This window comes from Paenibacillus sp. NAIST15-1 (assembly GCF_001894745.1).
Classification (GTDB): domain Bacteria; phylum Bacillota; class Bacilli; order Paenibacillales; family Paenibacillaceae; genus Paenibacillus_B; species Paenibacillus_B suaedae.
This window is the reverse complement of the sequence record NZ_BBYF01000022.1, coordinates 20790-38139: the sequence shown is the minus strand read 5'-3', so window position 1 is coordinate 38139 and position 17350 is coordinate 20790. Positions and strand designations below refer to the sequence as shown.

Genomic DNA, 17350 nt, shown 5'->3' with positions numbered 1-17350 from the left:
CATCTTTTCACTTTCCTATAAATCAAAGGAGACATGATATGAATAACGACTATGAACGTTTTAATGATACTGCCGAGCTGTTAAAAGCTCTGGCACATCCTGTTCGCCTCTGTATCGTGAAGGGGCTGCTGGATAAGGGAAGCTGCAATGTATCCTTCATGCAGGACTGCCTAGGCTTGCCGCAATCGACGGTATCCCAACACCTGCAGAAGCTGCGCAGCATGGGCATTGTAGCCACACATCGCAACGGCCTAGAAGTGAACTATCGGGTAGAGAACGAGAAGGTAAAACAGCTCGTTGAAGCATTTTTCGGGGAGGAGACATCATGAGCAAAAAGGTACTGATCGTTGGAGGAGTAGCTGGAGGGGCTTCTGCCGCAGCACGTCTGCGCAGACTGGATGAGGATGCCCACATCGTCATGTTCGAGAGAGATGCTTATGTATCATTCGCCAACTGCGGGCTTCCCTACTATATTGGAGATACGATTCAAGACCGCAACAAGCTGTTCGTACAAACACCAGAAGCAATGCACCGCCGGTTCAATATCGATGTGCGCGTGCACAGCGAAGTCATCGGCATTGATACGCAAGCAAAAAAGGTACGGGTACGCAGCAAAGAGATAGGGGAGTACGAAGAATCGTATGATTCCCTAATTCTGTCCCCTGGTGCGAAGCCGGTACGTCCGCCGCTTCCCGGTATTGAGAGCGAGCGAATTTATACGCTTCGCAACATTCCGGATACGGATCACGTGAAGACGCGCGTCACAGAAGAAGGCGCACGTTCTGCTGTCGTCATTGGCGGTGGGTTCATCGGGGTAGAGATGGCCGAGAATTTGCGTGAAATTGGGCTGGATGTCACGTTAGTGGAAGCTGGACCAGCGATTCTTGCTCCATTTGACACAGAAATGTCCGGTATTCTGTCTAAGGAGATGGAGCAGCACGGTACATCCATTATTGTGAATGACCGCGTTCAATCATTCCGTGATACGAACAGCGGGATTGAAACACAACTGGCCAGTGGCAAAGTGCTCACAAGCGACATGGTCATTCTCGCAATCGGGGTAGCACCTGACACGGGCTTTATTCGAGACAGCGGTATTGAGCTAGGGCCACGAGGTCACATCATTGTGAATGATTATTTGCAGACTAATGTAGAAGACGTTTATGCTGTAGGAGACGCGGTTGAGGTTGTCGATTTCGTCAATGGGACGAAGACAGCGATCCCGCTTGCAGGGCCAGCCAACAAGCAAGGGCGTATCGCAGCAGACAATGTGAGCGGAATTGGCACTGCCTATAAAGGCTCGCAAGGCACATCTATCCTGAAGGTGTTCGGATTAACGGGTGCTGCAACAGGGAATAACGAAAAAACATTGCAACGATTAGGTTTGCCGTACAAGGTAACTTATGTGCATCCAAATTCCCATGCCGGGTACTATCCAGGTGCCAAGCCAATGACAATAAAGCTGATCTTTAATGAGGAAGGCAACGTACTAGGCAGCCAGATTGTCGGCTATGACGGCGTGGACAAACGGATGGACGTCATTGCTACGGTTATACGCTTAGGCGGCACCGTCACCGATCTTACGGAGCTTGAATTGTCCTATGCACCACCGTATTCTTCCGCCAAAGATCCCGTGAACATGGCCGGGTATACTGCCGAGAATATATGGACAGGAGCTGTGAACGCGTTTACGCCTGCCGATCTGGAACAGCGCGACCCACAAGCTACGATGCTTGTTGACGTGCGTACGGATATGGAGCATCAGAACGGTCATATTCCTAACTCCCTGTCTATTCCTGTAGATGAGCTAAGAAGCCGTCTGAATGAGCTCGATCGGGAGAAGGAAATCTGGGTATACTGCCAAGTTGGTTTGCGCGGTTATACGGCGTCACGCATCCTAAGTCAGCATGGCTTCAAGGTGAAGAACTTAACGGGTGGATATAAGACATACCAGCATGCACAATATACCCCCGGACAGGTTACGCCGCCTGCTAGGCCTGACCAAGACACGTCTGGCAATCCAGTAAAAGAGAGCAACGAACTGAAAGATACGCAGTATTCCTTCGATCGTACCTTGGACGCATGTGGATTATGCTGCCCAGGGCCGCTCATGCAAGTCAAGCAGCAGATGGATGTGATGCAGGAAGGTCAAGTGCTGAAAGTAAATGCATCCGATCCCGGCTTCTATGAGGATATTCAAGCTTGGGTGGGCATGAGCAAGCAGGAGCTGCTGCATGTGCAGAAACACACGGATGGGACGATTGAAGCCCATATACGCAAGCTGCCGCCTACCTCCGCGGAGGATTTGCAACAGGCAGACAATCGCAGTGTATCATCGGATCGCAGTACCATGGTCGTGTTCAGCGGCGATCTCGATAAAGCAATCGCCTCCTTCATTATTGCGAACGGAGCTGCTGCTTCGGGAAAGAAAGTGACTCTGTTCTTCACCTTCTGGGGTCTGAATATTTTGCGCAAGCCGAACAAGGTTCCCGTCAACAAGAGCTTCATCGGCAAAATGTTCGGTGCGATGATGCCACGAGGAAGCAAGAAGCTGGGGTTGTCGAAGATGAACATGATGGGCATCGGGCCAAAAATGATTCGCTCAGTGATGAACAATAACAATGTATCTTCACTAGAAGAGTTGATTGAGTCTGCGATCCAGCAGGGTGTCGAAATCGTTGCCTGCCAGATGTCGATGGACGTCATGGGCATTGCCCATGAGGAGCTTATCGACGGCGTTACCATCGGCGGCGTAGGCTACTATTTAGGCAAGGCTGATCAATCAGGCATTAATTTGTTTATTTAAAAATAAATACACAACATCAAAAAGCCATAGAGCGCTGCCTTCCACAAGCGGACATTCTATGGCTTTCCTATTTATCTTGAATTGCATCTATACAGTGACCAAGTTCATTCCTGCATCGCATCGTATTCACTGCGCACTAAGCCATAAATGAGTTCATCGTGATACTTCCCCTTCGTAAAGACCATATCTCTCAGTCTCCCTTCCTGTTGGAACCCTAGGCGCTCGTGCAGCGCGATTGATGCCTCGTTGTACGCATATACATGCGCAATCACCTTATGATAGCGCAGCTCTTCGAAATAGTAGCGGAGCAATACCTGGATTGCATCCGATGCATAGCCCTTACGCCAATGTTCTCGGAAGATCGATACGCCGTACTTGAACGTGCCATTCCGCTTATCTACGCCATGCGTGTTCATTCCGCCTACCATTTTACCCGCAATCGTCTCAATGGCAAACCGAAATTGATCACCTTCCGGCACTGCAGCTGCCCGCTGGTCTGTCCATATTCGGGCACCCTCTTCGGATCTTGGAAAATGAACCTCATCGCATAATCGGGCAGTTTCCGTATCATAGTCATTGTTGTGGAATTTCTCCCAATCGCTTGAGACTATGGCGCGCAATCTTACTTTTTTTCCTTCCCAAATATGAAATACCATATTCGCTCCCCCTCAATATGTGATGTTCACTTGTTCCCTCATACGAGGGGGGAGATCTTGAGCGCGGTTCAACCGTATTCTTCTCGACAACTACATCGTTCTCATTCCTTCCCTAATCATGGATTATATCACGCCCTTTATATTTGGTAAATTAATGAAGAACCTTTGGTTTCTTATCCTTACACTGGAAAAAAAACGTAGCCCTGTAAAAGGAAATCCCCTCATGGAAATTACTTCTCCATCATCTTGTTCATACATACCGCTTTAGTTGTTCTTAGCCTCTCTCCAGTGTAAATTCCGGATTGTCCCCAAGATTTTGTTCCATCTTCTCGAAAGGTTGCCCCTTTAAGTAATGGTTAAAGAAATCAAGCGAGTATTCATTAATGAGGCGATGTACAGGGCGTAAATTTACCCCTTCAGCCTTCTCGAGTAGAGGCGATAGCAGATAGAAGTCGCAGAAGGCTAAGTGATCCATGTTTTTAATTTTCATCCAGTAGTTTCCTCCCTCTGCAACATGCTTATATCGTTCAAATATGTCACCGAAGTACTTGTATAAAGCTTTTCTCGTTGTGCCTTGGGCAGCTGCTAGCTGGTTTGCACCGGCAAGCGTTCTATCCGCACTCATCATCAACAACGGCTTCTTCACCCCGCCGTCCGGAATCCGGAGCTGACCAAATAAGCCGCCGTCCAAATTAATAGCTGCCTTAATTCTTGCGTCTGACATCAGCATTTGAACACTGGTTGCTCCACCGTAGGAATGACCGAACATACCGACGTTCTTCAAATCCATTCTTCCTGTAAAGCGATGGTCTGGATCGCCCTGCGCCAGCTTCCCCACTTGATTGAGTACAAATTTGGCATCCTCCACCCATACCTTGTTCAGTTCATCCAAGTGCTCAACTGACGGATCCTGGGGAATAAAATTCGCAACGCGGCCATCATCGAACACCGATGCAATGCTATTATACGTGTGATCAATACCCACAACGATATACCCATAACTGACCAATTGTTCGATCTGGAAGGTGTTATGGCTCTTATGCCCACCCATTCCATGAGAAAACAGCAGTACTGGGTAAGCAGCTTCTTTACCGGATATCTCGGCATTTTCGATCGCATGTGTCTTGACGAATTTCATGCTTGTAAAAAACATTTTAGGCATATCGAAAGTTTGGCTGTACGCATTTACGAACACATCTGGATTAGGTACATAAGGTGCGGTTTTCCCCTGTGCACTCGAACTAGCTGGATACCAAATTTGCACCATCAGTTCGCGCTTGTCGCCCTTTGCTGGGGTAAGTGTTTCTTCACGCCGCTCATCCTTCCAATCATACGTTACTGTCCCAATCTTATACGGACCTGTAGGATCCTCGAATGTGAACACCGGGAACAAGAGAGGCAGAAACACAGTGATAAGGGAATACAGCACTGCCAGCATAGCCACGAGAATTTGCTGAACTATGGACTTCTTTTCCTTCTCTTCCTTCGATCTGAACAGATATCGTGCTGCAAGGTTACAGATCGGCAGAAACGTTATCACATAGACCGGAACCATCTGCCAACGCAGCCCTTCGATAAGTCCATGCAGCAGCACGAATATGGCAGATGTGCAGAAACTAATGAATAGTATCTGCTTTGTCTTGTTCCTTGCAAATAGCAGCCAACCAAGCAATAAAACATGAATGACGACTAACAGCAGTTCAAACGATCTCATAAGAATTGAACCCTCCCCATTTATGGCTTACAGCGGTGAATTTCAACACTAGATCCGTCTGTAAGGAGACATTCAAAACTTATAATTTATTCGTCATCCTCAACAATATGAACCCTGCTCAGGTGTTTAATGATACATAAATTTGAAATAATTGTAAATATTAATTGATTTTCTGTCGTGCTTGCCCTTCGGACTTTCCATGTTCCCGAATTCAAAGAACTTCACTTTTTTGATACCTACATACTGAAACAAAGCCCTTTTCATCAACACTTTATGCACATTGCGATAAAAGAAAAATGGATACAGGGTAGGACCCTTCATTGTAGATATACAAACAACCGATTTCCCTTTCAGTAGCCCTTCAGGCAGCAAGCCTCCGTTGTCTCGATAGGCGAAGTCAGAAGCAAATAACTGATCAATGTAGCCGAGCAGCATCGCAGGCGGACGCAGCCACCAGATCGGATACACAAACACCAACTTATCCGCCCAGCGTATCTGCTCACGATACTTCTCCAGGGTCGGATCGAGGTGCATATCTCTCCTCCGCTTCGTCTTGTGGAACACAAGTACTGGATCGAAGTCCTCCTCATATAAATCAAGAACCTGAATTTCTTCCACGTTCTTATTCTCTGTACACCCTTGTATGATTTGTTGTAAAAAGGCGTAACTCAAACTACTATGATTCGGATGCGTATATACGATTAACACCTTCATCTTCCCACCGCCATTTAGTTATCATTTGATAACTAAAAGATACCAACCTACCCATATAGTTGTCAAATGATAATTGTTTATTGATAATTGATTTGTTATCGTGTTCTGGTAAGAGGTGATTTTTGTGGACAAGAAAGCTCTGTTTCATCAATTTGTGAGCTTTACAACCTCCGTGCACGAAGTGACGCATGAATTAACGAGGGACATTAAGCCAGAGGATATTACACCCGTTCAATATCGTATTTTGGAATATATCGCGGTCAGCCAACCTGTTACCTTAAGCCAAATTAGCGATTGCATGCACATGTCTATGCCAAATACGAGCCGGGAACTGAAGAAATTAACGGAAAAGCATCTATGTGAAAAGCTAGAGTCCACGGATGATCGACGCAAGCAGCTGATCCAACTTTCGGAAGCTGGACAAGCTATGATGGATGAGGCTTTTGGACGGATTAGCGAGCGTTTCTTCGAGCGAATTAAGAATTCCTCAGAAGAAGACTTGAAGGACATACAGCGGGCATTAGAGATTCTCCAATCCCATGTGTTCGATGTCAAGATGTAAGCCACAGCACAGCTTTTGTGAATAGGAGCAAATACAAGCTTGGATTCTAGTATAGAAAAAGACGAAGGAACACGCCATGTAGCGCCTGCCTTCGTCTTTTTCATTTCAATCACCTAATATCGTATCCTTGAACATATTCACCTGCTCGATCATATGACCGATATTGCCTTCTCCTGCATACAAGGTCATGTCGAAGAAATCGTGGGTCAGCTCCGACCAGTACAATTCATTCTCATCGCCATGAATCGCGACGTCATGCTTCAACTTGCCCACATAGACTTCCACATAACATTTTTGATAGTGGTACGTGAAGTCCATCAGGTGGTGCAGCGTGATATCCTCTTTGGAAATGCTCGTTTCTTCCGCCAGCTCTCGATAAGCACTTTCGATTCCTGCTTCGCCAGCCTCTATTTTACCGCCGACTAGATTACTTAGTCCTTTGTACGGTTCTTTTAATCGTTTGCACATCAATAATTTGTCGAGTTCTTTATTGTAAACCATGATGACATTATAGCCCTGCATCTCTTCATCTCCCGATTCACAATTAACAAAAAATGGGTCCCGAAAAGTATCGAGACCCTATTCAACATCATAGCAAACCGGTCATTATAAGTCTATATTTTTTTGGGTTTTCGTGTAAAATTCTCCTCTGTAAGATGAACCCAATCATTCAGGAGGAAGCACATGATTCCAGAACGTCTATCTGCCTATACTAACAGAATCCCTTTGTTAGCTGAAGTAACCGAGTGGGCACTTTTACGAAAGTGGGCGCTATCCGAAGTGTATCGCATCACTTTACGTACAGGTGAAACTCGCATATTGAAATGGGGCGGCAAAGAAATGGCTCAAGAAGCCGCCATTTACCGTCACCTCGTGAAACCTTTGCACATATCAGCCCCTCGCATTTATGAATATTATGAATCGGAACGTAGTGCGGTCATGATTATGGAGGATGCCGGGCAGTACAATTTGGAGCAGCGCCCCAGCTCAGCGCTCTTTCTGGAAGCCGCAAGAGCGTTAGCTAGGATTAGAGATACAGCTGCAATGCATATCAAGCAGAATATTCCGAGCAGTCTCATTCATCAATGCACCGAGACAGCTGCCGATTTCCTGGCTCTTGCGAAGGATCTCCTTCACTCGCCTCGTCTAATGGCCCATCCTGCCCTCGGCAAACTGCAGGACATATTGCCGCAACAGCTGGAGAGACTGTATCGCACTCAGCCCCTTACACTTGTACACCATGATTATCATGCGAAGAACTTGCTCATTCAGGGGACCCAGATTATGCCGATTGACTGGTCGATTTCGTATCTAAGTCCCCATTTAGGCGACTTGCATTGTCTCATTGATGAAGCTCAAGAATATAGTCATGTCCCTAGGGAAGAGATGTTGTCCGCCTTCCATAGCGCAATGGGGCAGAATTGTTCGATGGATCAGCTTGAATGGCAAGTGAACGTCGGCGGGATATGCTGGCTTATAAAAACACTGAAATGGCTTGTCTATGGCGGAACCGATACAATCCCAGGTTCAGATGCGTGGATTCCGGATTTGATGGATGAGCTAGAGCTTCTCGTGAATAGGATAGAGCAGCCTCCTGGGCGCTTAGTCTAAAACATATAGCCTGAAACCTGTGTCTTAGGCTATACTGTACTCAATCAAATGGAACAAACGGAATCTATGGATATGAAGGGGGAAGCAACATGAAAATCGGCATGATCGGTATTGGTGATATCGCACGCAAAGCATACTTGCCTGTACTAGGAACCCGATCGGATATTGAACTATCCATTGCCAGCCGCAATCAAGAAGTGGTCGATGAAGTTGGTCGGCAATATCGTATTCGCAACCAATTCTCTACCGTGCAGGAATTGATCTCATCTAACATCGATGCCGCTTTCGTACATACTTCAACGGAATCGCATGTGGATATATTACGTCAGCTTATCACTGCGGGAATTCATGTATTCGTAGACAAGCCCATCGCCTATACGCTGCATGAATCGGAGGAAATCGTTTCTCTGGCTCAGCAGCATAATGTGCAGCTCATGGTCGGATTTAACCGTCGATTCATGCCGATGTACAAAGGTGCAAAAGAAACCATTCCGGCAATCGAAACTGCCTTCATGCAAAAGAATCGAATCGGCCCCTTGTCGCCAATCCGGCAGACGGTTTTTGATGATTTCATCCACGTGATAGACACGCTGCTATACTATGTAGGCGAACCAGAGACGATGACGGTCAACGGCAAGGTCGAGGATGGCTTATTGCATTACTTAGTCCTTAACCTGGTGGGCAAGAAGACGACTGGGCTCGCAATGATGAACCGACAAACGGGAATAACGGAAGAACGACTGGAAATTATGGGGTGCCAGCAGAAGATCGTTGTCCATAATTGCGTTCATACGACAACGTATGTCAACAACACTGAACAGCTGTCCACATTCGGGGATTGGACTCCCGTTCTCTATCGCCGCGGGTTTGTTGATATGATCGACCATTTCATCAGCTGTGTGAAGAGCGGAGACGAGTTTCTATCCAGTGGAGCGAAGTCACTGCTGACTCATCGCATCTGTGAAGATATCACGCAACAGTTAGAGATATTATGATTCCCCTTTGTACCTGTAGCATCAACTGCCGCATGAACTTATATGTTGAGTGATAACAGGGAACCCGTTGGCCCCTTAGGTTAAAGACATACTATACGAAGCAGTAGCAAATCTGTATTGAGCCATTTCACATCCACCTTACTCGTGTGTAGTCTCGACAGCTACATGTTATGTAAGAGATATGAACATGGCTCTTTCCGCTGCCTTCCTCCCTATCTTCTTCATACTGCAATACATCCATCATTTAGTAGGAATATGACCAGACGCCAGATTCACGTACCTCAAATCAGCTTTGAGCCCAACCGCAACTTAAAGACCACCCCATTTCCAATCCAAAAATGGAAATAATACCTATTTATGAACTTGATGTTGAAAAGAATTTATCTAAACTTCTTTGAAAATTGTCCTGTATGGAAATTGTGGTAATAAATGGCTTCATTTCAATCGCCGACTGTAATATATTTGGTTATAACTGCCGATAGACGATGTAGATAATGGACAATTTATCCTTCATGGCAGCTCCATCTCTTCTGAACAAAAATCGGGGAAATCGAAAGATGGCATACCTTTGTATGCGGAACTAGGGTAGTAGAATGGCTTTAAAAAAGAAAAGATATGAAATGGGGTCATGAGAAGTGAATGCTGTCAAAGTAATCGTCGCCCTGGTCGCAAGTATTGTGGCTGGAGGCGCTTATGCCTGGGTAACTAACCAATGGTCAGATCTTGTCCCGGTATACCCGTTAATTTTAGCTGGATTGCTGTATCTGCTTATACTATGGGTATCCAAAAAGAAAAGCACCGTGATCTCGCTCGGTGTCCTGCTCGGCATTGTAGCCATTGCTGCTAATCTGTTCATCGGCATGGAGTTATTGAAAAAAGATCTCCAGACCGATCTGACAAAAGCAGGCATCCTCACTGGTAGCGATGCGGAGATTAAGAGTGCGGTCAATGAATTCCTTGATAAACACTTGATGGAAACGACTGGATACAAAGGCATCATCGGGTATACCATCAACCTGACGAGTGGTGAGATCACAACCAAGACCGGAAAGACCGTCGGCGATGAGGATGAGTCGTCTCCAGCCGGAGTAGTCTTCCAGGTCGCTAAGTTCGGTATCATACTGCTAGGGCCGGCCATTATGGGCTGGAGAAGAAAAGAAGAAAATCAAGAAGAGATTGCCGGCGCTGAGGTATCCAACAACGCCTAATCGTTCCGGCAGCCCTATTGACCAGAGCGTCTATCCAATATAACGCTCTGGCGGATTCCCCTACACCTGAATAAGGTGCGAGACGGCCTTACACATGAGGCGAGATTTGTCATGTCTATCATAGCGAGCTGCCCTCGGCAGCGCGGCAGCAATACGTTTAAGCGGTGGAGCTATATACTTCACCGCTGCTTCGTATGCCGGTTACACCCATCTCTCCCGAAATGTAATTTTGACTTACTTCGTCGTCACCATACTATTCGCTCGCTCCAAAATATCAAATAACGCCTCGTTGAATATCTCCTTTCGTTCAAGCATGGCAATATGCCCCGCATCCGGAATGGAGTAAAATTGCTTGAGCGGTGCTTTAATGGTCGAATAGAATTCCCGTGCCAGCGGATAAGGTGTTTGCCAGTCCCGCTCGCCATGTATATAAAAAACAGGGACTTCGAATACAGCACCCATCGACGCCAAATCGAACGACTCCATTAAATACTTCCAAATATGACGTTGTCCATCTCCAAATGCCCCAGAGATAAAGAAATAGCGCATATCCTTGAATGTATAAAACGGAGAGCTTAAAGCATTGCCAATCAACTCAATTGTTGGGCCAGCCGCTAACTTATATTTACTTTGAAATTTACGAACCTTTTTAAGCTTCCTAATCATTTCACCATCAAATGTATTTGGAGGGTAGGGCTTCAAACGAAGTAAAGCTCGAACATCGTTTTCGTTGCCCGCTTCTTTTGCCGACTCTAGTACTTTTTCGTAACCGACACGTTCATTATCAATCATATTGACAATCTGCCCGACACCGATATAAGCCTGTACAAGCTCAGGGTATTTTTTAGTGAACAGGCTACCTAGTACCGATCCCCATGAATGTCCCAAAATGATAATCTTCTCTTTGCTGTACTTATTTTTTAAATACTGTACAACCTCATAAGTGTCCTGAACGATACGATCAACCTTGGTTGTCGGCGTGACTTGTTTCGGATCATTGTTGAAATAGGTCTTGCCACAGTTCCTTTGATCCCAGTGCACAACTGTAACGTGCTTCTCCCATGGGATCTGAAACTCTTGGGCAAATGGCAGTATCGGCTCCCCCGGTCCACCGTGCAAAAATAACATCACAGGATTGTCAACGTCCTCGCCCCGGTGATGCAAATATTGCGAAATTCCGCCGATCGTTACGAACTCCCTACAATCAATGCCATTACTCGTGGGAGCAATCCGAATTTGATTGGCCTTCTTCTTTTTCTTGTACTGGACAAGCAGAACCAAGCAAGCCGTTCCTAACATGATAAGCAGTCCGCCTAAAATAACGCTCAATAATATGATCATAGCTGCCTCCGATAATCGATATGACCTTGCCTCTGCTCGAAACCATTGTGGACAATCCCATATGACGGTCTACAGTCTTTTCGAATTCTCTCATTACCTGGCTTCCCCGGCCATGTAATCAGCAATAGAATGCACGAGTATATCCAGTGCCTTCTCTTTACCCCGCTCACCAAAAGTTATATCTGCCGAACCGATATAATGGAGTGCATTCATTAAATAAGCTAGCACATCCATCTCGCATTCTGATTCATCAATGCTGCAAAGCGATAGTGTCCTGCTAAAATAGTCATTTGATTTCAATGCCTCCCAGTCGGACACCTCATCCGGAAGCTTGCGAAGCAGATACTCGAAATCCGATGGAGACACGTAGTGAACTATACTATCCGCCGCCAGATAAATCTCCTTCAATGCCTTTACAATCTTCTCTTTCACATTTACCTTTTCAGATAGAATGGACTCTACTCTCTCAAACATTCGATTCTCGTTCTGTTTGATAATCGTATAAAGGAGTTCTTCTTTGGAATGGTAGTAGGAATAAAAGGATCCTTTACCGATGTTGGCCGCTGTGGTGATGTCCTCCACCGTCACTCGCTTTATCCCTTTTTTGCGAATCAGCTCGATCCCTTTTGTGTACATCGCTTCCCTTACCATTTGTTTTTCATGCTCGGTGACAATCTTAGGCATAATCCCCCTCCTTTTTAATGACTATAATTTCATTATTCGGTCAATAAAATATTAAACTAATCCCCTAAATATTACAATGCCGTTTTGTAACTTCTTTTATAGTCTTGAAAACCCCGCGTTTAACCACACTTTGAAAAAATACAGGTTGATTACTTTCCCCAATATTTCCATGATATATTTGGTGGAAACGGTCTACATGGGAATGTGTATGTCTCAATATAAGGGGGATTAGCATGGATAAAGATAAGCAGGAGATCGATATTCATCAATACATAATCGAGGCTAAAAACGGCGATTTCGATGCCTTTCGCCAGATCGTGCTTCAATATTCTAACGCTATGTTATCCGTTTCCTTCAGCATTATCGGGGACTTTCATGAAGCGCAGGATGCGGCACAAGAAGCTTTTATGAAATGCTTTCGTCGACTACACACCCTAGATGATCCTTCGAAATTGGGCAGTTGGTTATATACCATTGTTTATCGAACAAGTCTCGATTTCGTAAAAAAGAAAAAACAAACCGTGCCTTACGAAGATGCGATTTCTCCCTCTATTAATAATGTCGATACATGGTTAGATCAGCATATGACGAAAGAAACGATTTGGAATGCCATGCAACATTTAGAGCAGACAAGTAAAATGGCCATCATGCTGCACTATTTAAGCGAATGGCCAATGAAGGAAATCGCTCAGTTCCTGAATATTTCCTTGTCCGCCGTGGAAAGCCGTATTCGACGGGCCAGAGCAGCGCTAAAGCGTCAGCTCTCCGGCGACTTTGAGTCTCATTTCCGCATGCAGCGTCTAGATCAGATATTCGAACAGAAAGTCTCGGAACGAGTATTAAAAAGCACAGGGCATTTCTACATTCCCGTACTTCATCGAGAGCGGATATTAGACTGGTTCGTCCGTCATTTTCAACTGGGAATCAGCAGACACGGTAATCTATTAGTAGAGTCTGGACATGAATTGTATTTACTGGAATGTCATACCCATCTACCAAGCGATTTGCCCTTATTGGCCTTCGAAGTGTCCGATATCGAAGAACTTTGGCATAAGCTGCAACATGACAAAGTCAAGATGGAGTCGATCAATACAGACCATTTTATCGGCAAATACTTCATTTTCTATGACCCTGACGGCAACTCGTATCATGCGGTTGAACATAAAGAAAAAAGGAAAGCTTGAGGGCGACGGCTTTGATGAAGTCAGATCGTCTATATATAGAAATGTAAATTATGATGAGAGGTGGAACTTTCATGGCCGAAAAAGAATCAATCAAAACAGAGGAGCAACAAGCAACACAAACACCGATGTTAAAGAGAGTCTCTCATAACTACTTACCCGTATCTAACGTGGAACTTGCATCCAAGTGGTACAAAGAGACATTAGGACTTACAGTAAGACCCCGTGGATCTGCCGAAGGTGCCATCCTTGTGCTCGGTAACGGGCAATGGTTGTTCCTGCTGGAAACGAAAGAGAAGAAAACAGCAAACTTCATGACAGATCAATGGGAAGGCGACCAATATGAAATGTTCTCTCTGACATTCGAGGTTGAGAATATCGTAGAGGTCCATAAACGACTTCGCGAAAGCGGCGTCTACGTCGAACCGATAAGCGACCAAGGAAGTTGTGGTTTGCAATTCACATTCAAAGATCCGGACGGAAACAAGTTCAATGTATGGCAGGATGCGGAATAAACTATCCATAAGGCCGAATCCCCTATGTGTGGAGTTTCGGCCTTTTCGCTTTTATTTAATGAAATACACACGCTCGCTCGGGAGCCTCATCGTAAAAATTATTTCAGTAGCCACCAATGTACCATAACGCCTTCACCATTTGGGTATTGAATGATTGTCTCGTGTAATTGATTTAAAGTTTCATTTTTAACCCTTCATGAGTCGCTTCAAATCCTAACCTCTCATAAAAGCGAAATGCATCTTCTCGCTTTTTGTCAGTTGTTAGCTGAATAATATGGCATCTTCGTTCTTTAGCGCGTTCAATTGCCCATTGGATTAACTTGCTCCCAGTACCTTTCCCTCTTTCTGAAGATGCCGTCCGAACCCCTTCAATCGTAGCTCTCCAACTACCTTGATGTGTAATATAAGGAGTAAAGGTAATTTGTAAAACACCAATAATTTCTTCACCGAGGCACGAAACAATCAGTTCATTGTTTGGGTCTGAATCAATTGCTTCAAACGCTTTTAAATAGCTCTCAGGAAGGGGAAGCTCGTATCGTTCTCTCATTCTGCCCAATTCATCGTCGGCAAGCATTTGAACTATTTTATTCAAATCTTTTACTGTAGCAGTTCTAAAGATAACCATAGTACTCACCCCACTTAATGTCGCTGGTACTCCCCTAAATGTTTATTTTCTACAATACGACTAGCGGTAGATTCATCCGTTATCAGCATATTTGTGTATCCACCTCGTAGAGCTGGTAGGATGCAATCTTGTAATTGTACAGAACATTTGTAAACGGAAAACAGAACAAGACTGACAGAGGTCGGATCTGGACGTTGGTTTGGCCATATCGCAAATCCCCTTTTGAATGCACTTTAATATATTCCTTTGATTGATTAGATCAGTCAATTCGGGAATAAAACAACACCTATTTATTGTCAATGGACCTTGGGGCAATCCTTCAACAACCACCAGACCCGACTGCTCTGCTGCGACTGGTCCAGGGTTTCTGGTATGGCTTTCGATGGGTTCTTGTTTGCAAGCAGTTCCTCGGAAAATCAAAATAGGGCTACAACAGGTTTCTTACCTAAAACCTGTCGCAGCCTCAAAACCTGGGCCCGATGCGTCCCCCAGCTCTTATTCCTCCACCGTTGCAATCGGATTGCCCGCGTAAGAACTCCAATCGCTCCAGCTTCCTGCATACAGCTTCGCACCCTTAATTCCCGATTGCCACAAGGACAAGAGGTTCGGGCATGCCGTTACGCCAGATCCGCAATAGACGATGACTTCCTCTGCGCCCTGCACGACCGGCTCCCATTGCTCACGCTGCGCTTGCACAGTTAGCCAGTTCCCTGCTTCATCGAGGCGATTGCGCCAGAAGTGGTTCACCGCGCCTGGGATATGCCCCGCCTTCGCATCAATAGGTTCAATGCGTCCCGCATAGCGGTCAGCCTCGCGAGAGTCAATCATAACGACACCCGGTCTTCCGAGTCGCTCCCGAATATCATCAACATGAAGAACAAGCTCCGGACGAACCTGCGGTTCATAGCTGCGTGTTGCAATTTCAGGGCCTTCTGCCGATACAGGGTGTCCCGCTTCCACCCACGCACTGTATCCGCCATCCATTACATAAATATGGCCTTCATGACCGAAATATTGCAGCAGCCACCACAGGCGGCTTGCCATGGCTCCACCTTGGTCATCATAGGCAATTACCGTCGTAGTACGGTCAATGCCGCTTGAACCAAGCTTCTGTGCCAATTCGCTAATCTCTGGCAATGGGTGACGTCCGCCATGTACCCCACGTGGTGATGACAGATCCCGATTCAAATCAAAATAAACGGCCCCCGGAAGATGTCCTTCCTCATACGCTGCCTGTCCACGCTTCGGCTCTGTTAGCCAAAACCGGCAATCCGCTACTGCCGCTTGCCCTTCTTCAATCAGCTTCGCTGCTTCTTCCACAGATACAATTACCGTATACTCCTGCATGTCCCTATACCTCCCGAATCCATTTGTACTTTGCTTATGTAATCCAGCCATTGTCGTTCAAATCGTAAGACACCCGTTTGCCAAACTCCCCTTCCCATGTCACAATGGGAGAAAATCCACGCGATAACGTCTTGTATCGCCGCGAAGGAGGAGAACAGACCAATGAGTTCGCCTCATGATCCATCATCATCACCTAATCATAATCATTCGATGTCCGGCCATCACCATCCTGCACAGCCAGAACCATTATTTCACGTTCACCCCATGACCGAGGAAGAGGCGCAGGACATCTGCACCTGGAAATATGAACCGCCGTATCAGCTATATGGATTCCTTCCCTGGGAACAGATGAAGGCGCTGGGCATTGAGATGGGCGATCCCGACATTCGCCGCAAGCAATATGTATCCGTCAAGAACCGGAACGAGGAACTTATCGGCTTCGCGCAGTATTTTCCGCTGGTCGGAGTTACGCGCATCGGATTAGGCATGCGCCCTGATCTGCTTGGTCATGGAAAGGGGACTGCGTTCGTACAAGCCATCGTGAGTGATGCCGCACGCCGTCACCCCGAGGATGAAATCGACCTCGAGGTGCTTACCTGGAACCATCGCGCAATTCGCGCTTATCAAACAGCCGGATTCCTCATTACAGATACGTATGAACGGCCTACGCCAGAAGGAATGGGGGAATTCCACTGCATGGTGTATCAGCCCGAAGCGAATCCAGCAGAGTAGTCTACCTATATGATGCTTGGCTGTTCCATGAGCAATCCTTCACCTATGAACAATAAGAGCTGCCCGGTACGGGCAGCTCTTCGTTTTTTTGCGAAATTTTAGATTAGAGAAATCGTGGCCACCGTATCGCTCTCCACCACAATCTCGATGTTGTGGAACTGGGGATCATACTGTACGCTGCCGCTTCCGATGAACAACAGCCGATCCTCTCCCAGCCCATAGAACACATCATCTGCGAGCGCTTCCAACACTTCTTTGCGTTCTGCTTGTCCAAGCTCAGCCCAGTCTTCTTCGGTCATTTCGAAAAACGTATACCCGTCCGGAATCAGTCCTATTGCGTTCGTCAATTCTTTTAAAATATCTTCATATGGTCTCCCGAATGAAACGCCCATCTACGCTGCCCCTCTCGAATCAACTATGTCTTCCGTATTGTAGCATAGAACGTCTATTCACTCGAATAGCGATTGCACCAGAAACCTAATTATTCCCCCACGAACTGGCTACTGCTTCAATCAGTTCTTCCGCTGTCAGAGCGGTATGCGGAAGCTTCAACTGCTGGCCTAATTAAGTAATACATGGCGTATCCAAGTACGCTTGTCTCGGCAATTCTGCTGCAAGAACACATTCCTCCTCCCCCCAATCAGCAACAGAACAAGGAG

At 46.1% G+C, this 17350-nt stretch carries 18 protein-coding genes; 9 read left to right on the top strand and 9 right to left on the bottom strand.

What is annotated here, in order from left to right; genetic code table 11:
• Positions 1 to 38 precede the first annotated feature (38 nt).
• Complete coding sequence (locus tag PBN151_RS27450) at positions 39 to 329, top strand: ArsR/SmtB family transcription factor (RefSeq protein ID WP_072731820.1); 291 nt, start codon at positions 39 to 41, stop codon at positions 327 to 329.
• On the top strand, positions 326 to 2806 hold the full coding sequence (locus PBN151_RS27445; protein WP_072731818.1) for a DsrE/DsrF/DrsH-like family protein: 2481 nt from the start codon (positions 326 to 328) through the stop codon (positions 2804 to 2806). The genes PBN151_RS27450 and PBN151_RS27445 overlap by 4 nt, the downstream gene beginning before the upstream one ends.
• 104 nt (positions 2807 to 2910) lie before the next feature.
• On the opposite strand, the gene PBN151_RS27440 is transcribed toward PBN151_RS27445, so the two are convergent.
• The 3 genes from PBN151_RS27440 to PBN151_RS27430 form a co-directional block, all read right to left on the bottom strand.
• Entirely contained in the window at positions 2911 to 3462 is a 552-nt protein-coding gene (locus PBN151_RS27440) for a GNAT family N-acetyltransferase (protein WP_072731817.1), read from the bottom strand.
• 274 nt (positions 3463 to 3736) lie between these two features.
• Positions 3737 to 5176: an alpha/beta hydrolase family protein gene (locus PBN151_RS27435; protein WP_072731815.1), complete on the bottom strand. Its 1440-nt coding sequence runs from the start codon at positions 5174 to 5176 to the stop codon at positions 3737 to 3739.
• A gap of 126 nt (positions 5177 to 5302) precedes the next feature.
• On the bottom strand, positions 5303 to 5890 hold the full coding sequence (locus PBN151_RS27430; protein ID WP_072731813.1) for an NAD(P)H-dependent oxidoreductase: 588 nt from the start codon (positions 5888 to 5890) through the stop codon (positions 5303 to 5305).
• A gap of 124 nt (positions 5891 to 6014) precedes the next feature.
• Between PBN151_RS27430 and PBN151_RS27425 the strand changes: the two genes are divergently transcribed.
• Positions 6015 to 6452, top strand: coding sequence for a MarR family winged helix-turn-helix transcriptional regulator (locus PBN151_RS27425; protein WP_072731812.1), 438 nt, complete (start codon positions 6015 to 6017; stop codon positions 6450 to 6452).
• 105 nt (positions 6453 to 6557) lie between these two features.
• Here the strand turns inward: PBN151_RS27425 and PBN151_RS27420 are convergent, their stop codons facing one another.
• On the bottom strand, positions 6558 to 6974 hold the full coding sequence (locus PBN151_RS27420; RefSeq protein ID WP_072731810.1) for an NUDIX hydrolase: 417 nt from the start codon (positions 6972 to 6974) through the stop codon (positions 6558 to 6560).
• Positions 6975 to 7136: 162 nt separating this feature from the next.
• On the opposite strand from PBN151_RS27420, the gene PBN151_RS27415 reads away from it, so the two are divergent.
• The 3 genes from PBN151_RS27415 (at position 7137) to PBN151_RS27405 (ending at position 10266) form a co-directional block, all read left to right on the top strand.
• Entirely contained in the window at positions 7137 to 8063 is a 927-nt protein-coding gene (locus tag PBN151_RS27415; protein WP_072731808.1) for a phosphotransferase family protein, read from the top strand.
• A gap of 89 nt (positions 8064 to 8152) precedes the next feature.
• Positions 8153 to 9058: a Gfo/Idh/MocA family protein gene (locus PBN151_RS27410; RefSeq protein ID WP_072731806.1), complete on the top strand. Its 906-nt coding sequence runs from the start codon at positions 8153 to 8155 to the stop codon at positions 9056 to 9058.
• A 677-nt stretch (positions 9059 to 9735) separates the two neighbouring features.
• Positions 9736 to 10266 carry a hypothetical protein gene (locus PBN151_RS27405; protein ID WP_139295438.1) on the top strand — a complete coding sequence of 177 codons (531 nt, stop codon included), beginning with the start codon at positions 9736 to 9738 and terminating at the stop codon, positions 10264 to 10266.
• Positions 10267 to 10500: 234 nt separating this feature from the next.
• On the opposite strand, the gene PBN151_RS27400 is transcribed toward PBN151_RS27405, so the two are convergent.
• Together PBN151_RS27400 and PBN151_RS27395 are read right to left on the bottom strand one after the other, a co-directional pair.
• Positions 10501 to 11607, bottom strand: coding sequence for an alpha/beta fold hydrolase (locus tag PBN151_RS27400; protein ID WP_083545356.1), 1107 nt, complete (start codon positions 11605 to 11607; stop codon positions 10501 to 10503).
• A 93-nt stretch (positions 11608 to 11700) separates the two neighbouring features.
• Positions 11701 to 12291, bottom strand: a complete 591-nt coding sequence (locus tag PBN151_RS27395) for a TetR/AcrR family transcriptional regulator (protein WP_072731803.1) — start codon at positions 12289 to 12291, stop codon at positions 11701 to 11703.
• A 233-nt stretch (positions 12292 to 12524) separates the two neighbouring features.
• Here PBN151_RS27395 and PBN151_RS27390 point away from each other — a divergent pair, with 233 nt between their 5' ends.
• Complete coding sequence (locus PBN151_RS27390) at positions 12525 to 13475, top strand: sigma-70 family RNA polymerase sigma factor (RefSeq protein WP_072731801.1); 951 nt, start codon at positions 12525 to 12527, stop codon at positions 13473 to 13475.
• A gap of 71 nt (positions 13476 to 13546) precedes the next feature.
• Positions 13547 to 13987 (top strand): VOC family protein, encoded by a 441-nt coding sequence (locus PBN151_RS27385; protein WP_072731800.1) that lies wholly within the window; start codon positions 13547 to 13549, stop codon positions 13985 to 13987.
• A gap of 172 nt (positions 13988 to 14159) precedes the next feature.
• Here PBN151_RS27385 and PBN151_RS27380 read toward each other — a convergent pair whose 3' ends face one another.
• Positions 14160 to 14612 carry a GNAT family N-acetyltransferase gene (locus tag PBN151_RS27380; protein ID WP_072731798.1) on the bottom strand — a complete coding sequence of 151 codons (453 nt, stop codon included), beginning with the start codon at positions 14610 to 14612 and terminating at the stop codon, positions 14160 to 14162.
• A 495-nt stretch (positions 14613 to 15107) separates the two neighbouring features.
• A complete protein-coding gene (locus PBN151_RS27375) occupies positions 15108 to 15959 on the bottom strand; it encodes a sulfurtransferase (protein ID WP_072731796.1) in 852 nt (283 codons plus the stop codon).
• Between the two features lie 210 nt (positions 15960 to 16169).
• On the opposite strand from PBN151_RS27375, the gene PBN151_RS27370 reads away from it, so the two are divergent.
• Entirely contained in the window at positions 16170 to 16691 is a 522-nt protein-coding gene (locus PBN151_RS27370; protein WP_072731870.1) for a GNAT family N-acetyltransferase, read from the top strand.
• 98 nt (positions 16692 to 16789) lie between these two features.
• On the opposite strand, the gene PBN151_RS27365 is transcribed toward PBN151_RS27370, so the two are convergent.
• Positions 16790 to 17083, bottom strand: a complete 294-nt coding sequence (locus PBN151_RS27365; RefSeq protein ID WP_072731795.1) for a hypothetical protein — start codon at positions 17081 to 17083, stop codon at positions 16790 to 16792.
• Positions 17084 to 17350 lie beyond the last annotated feature (267 nt).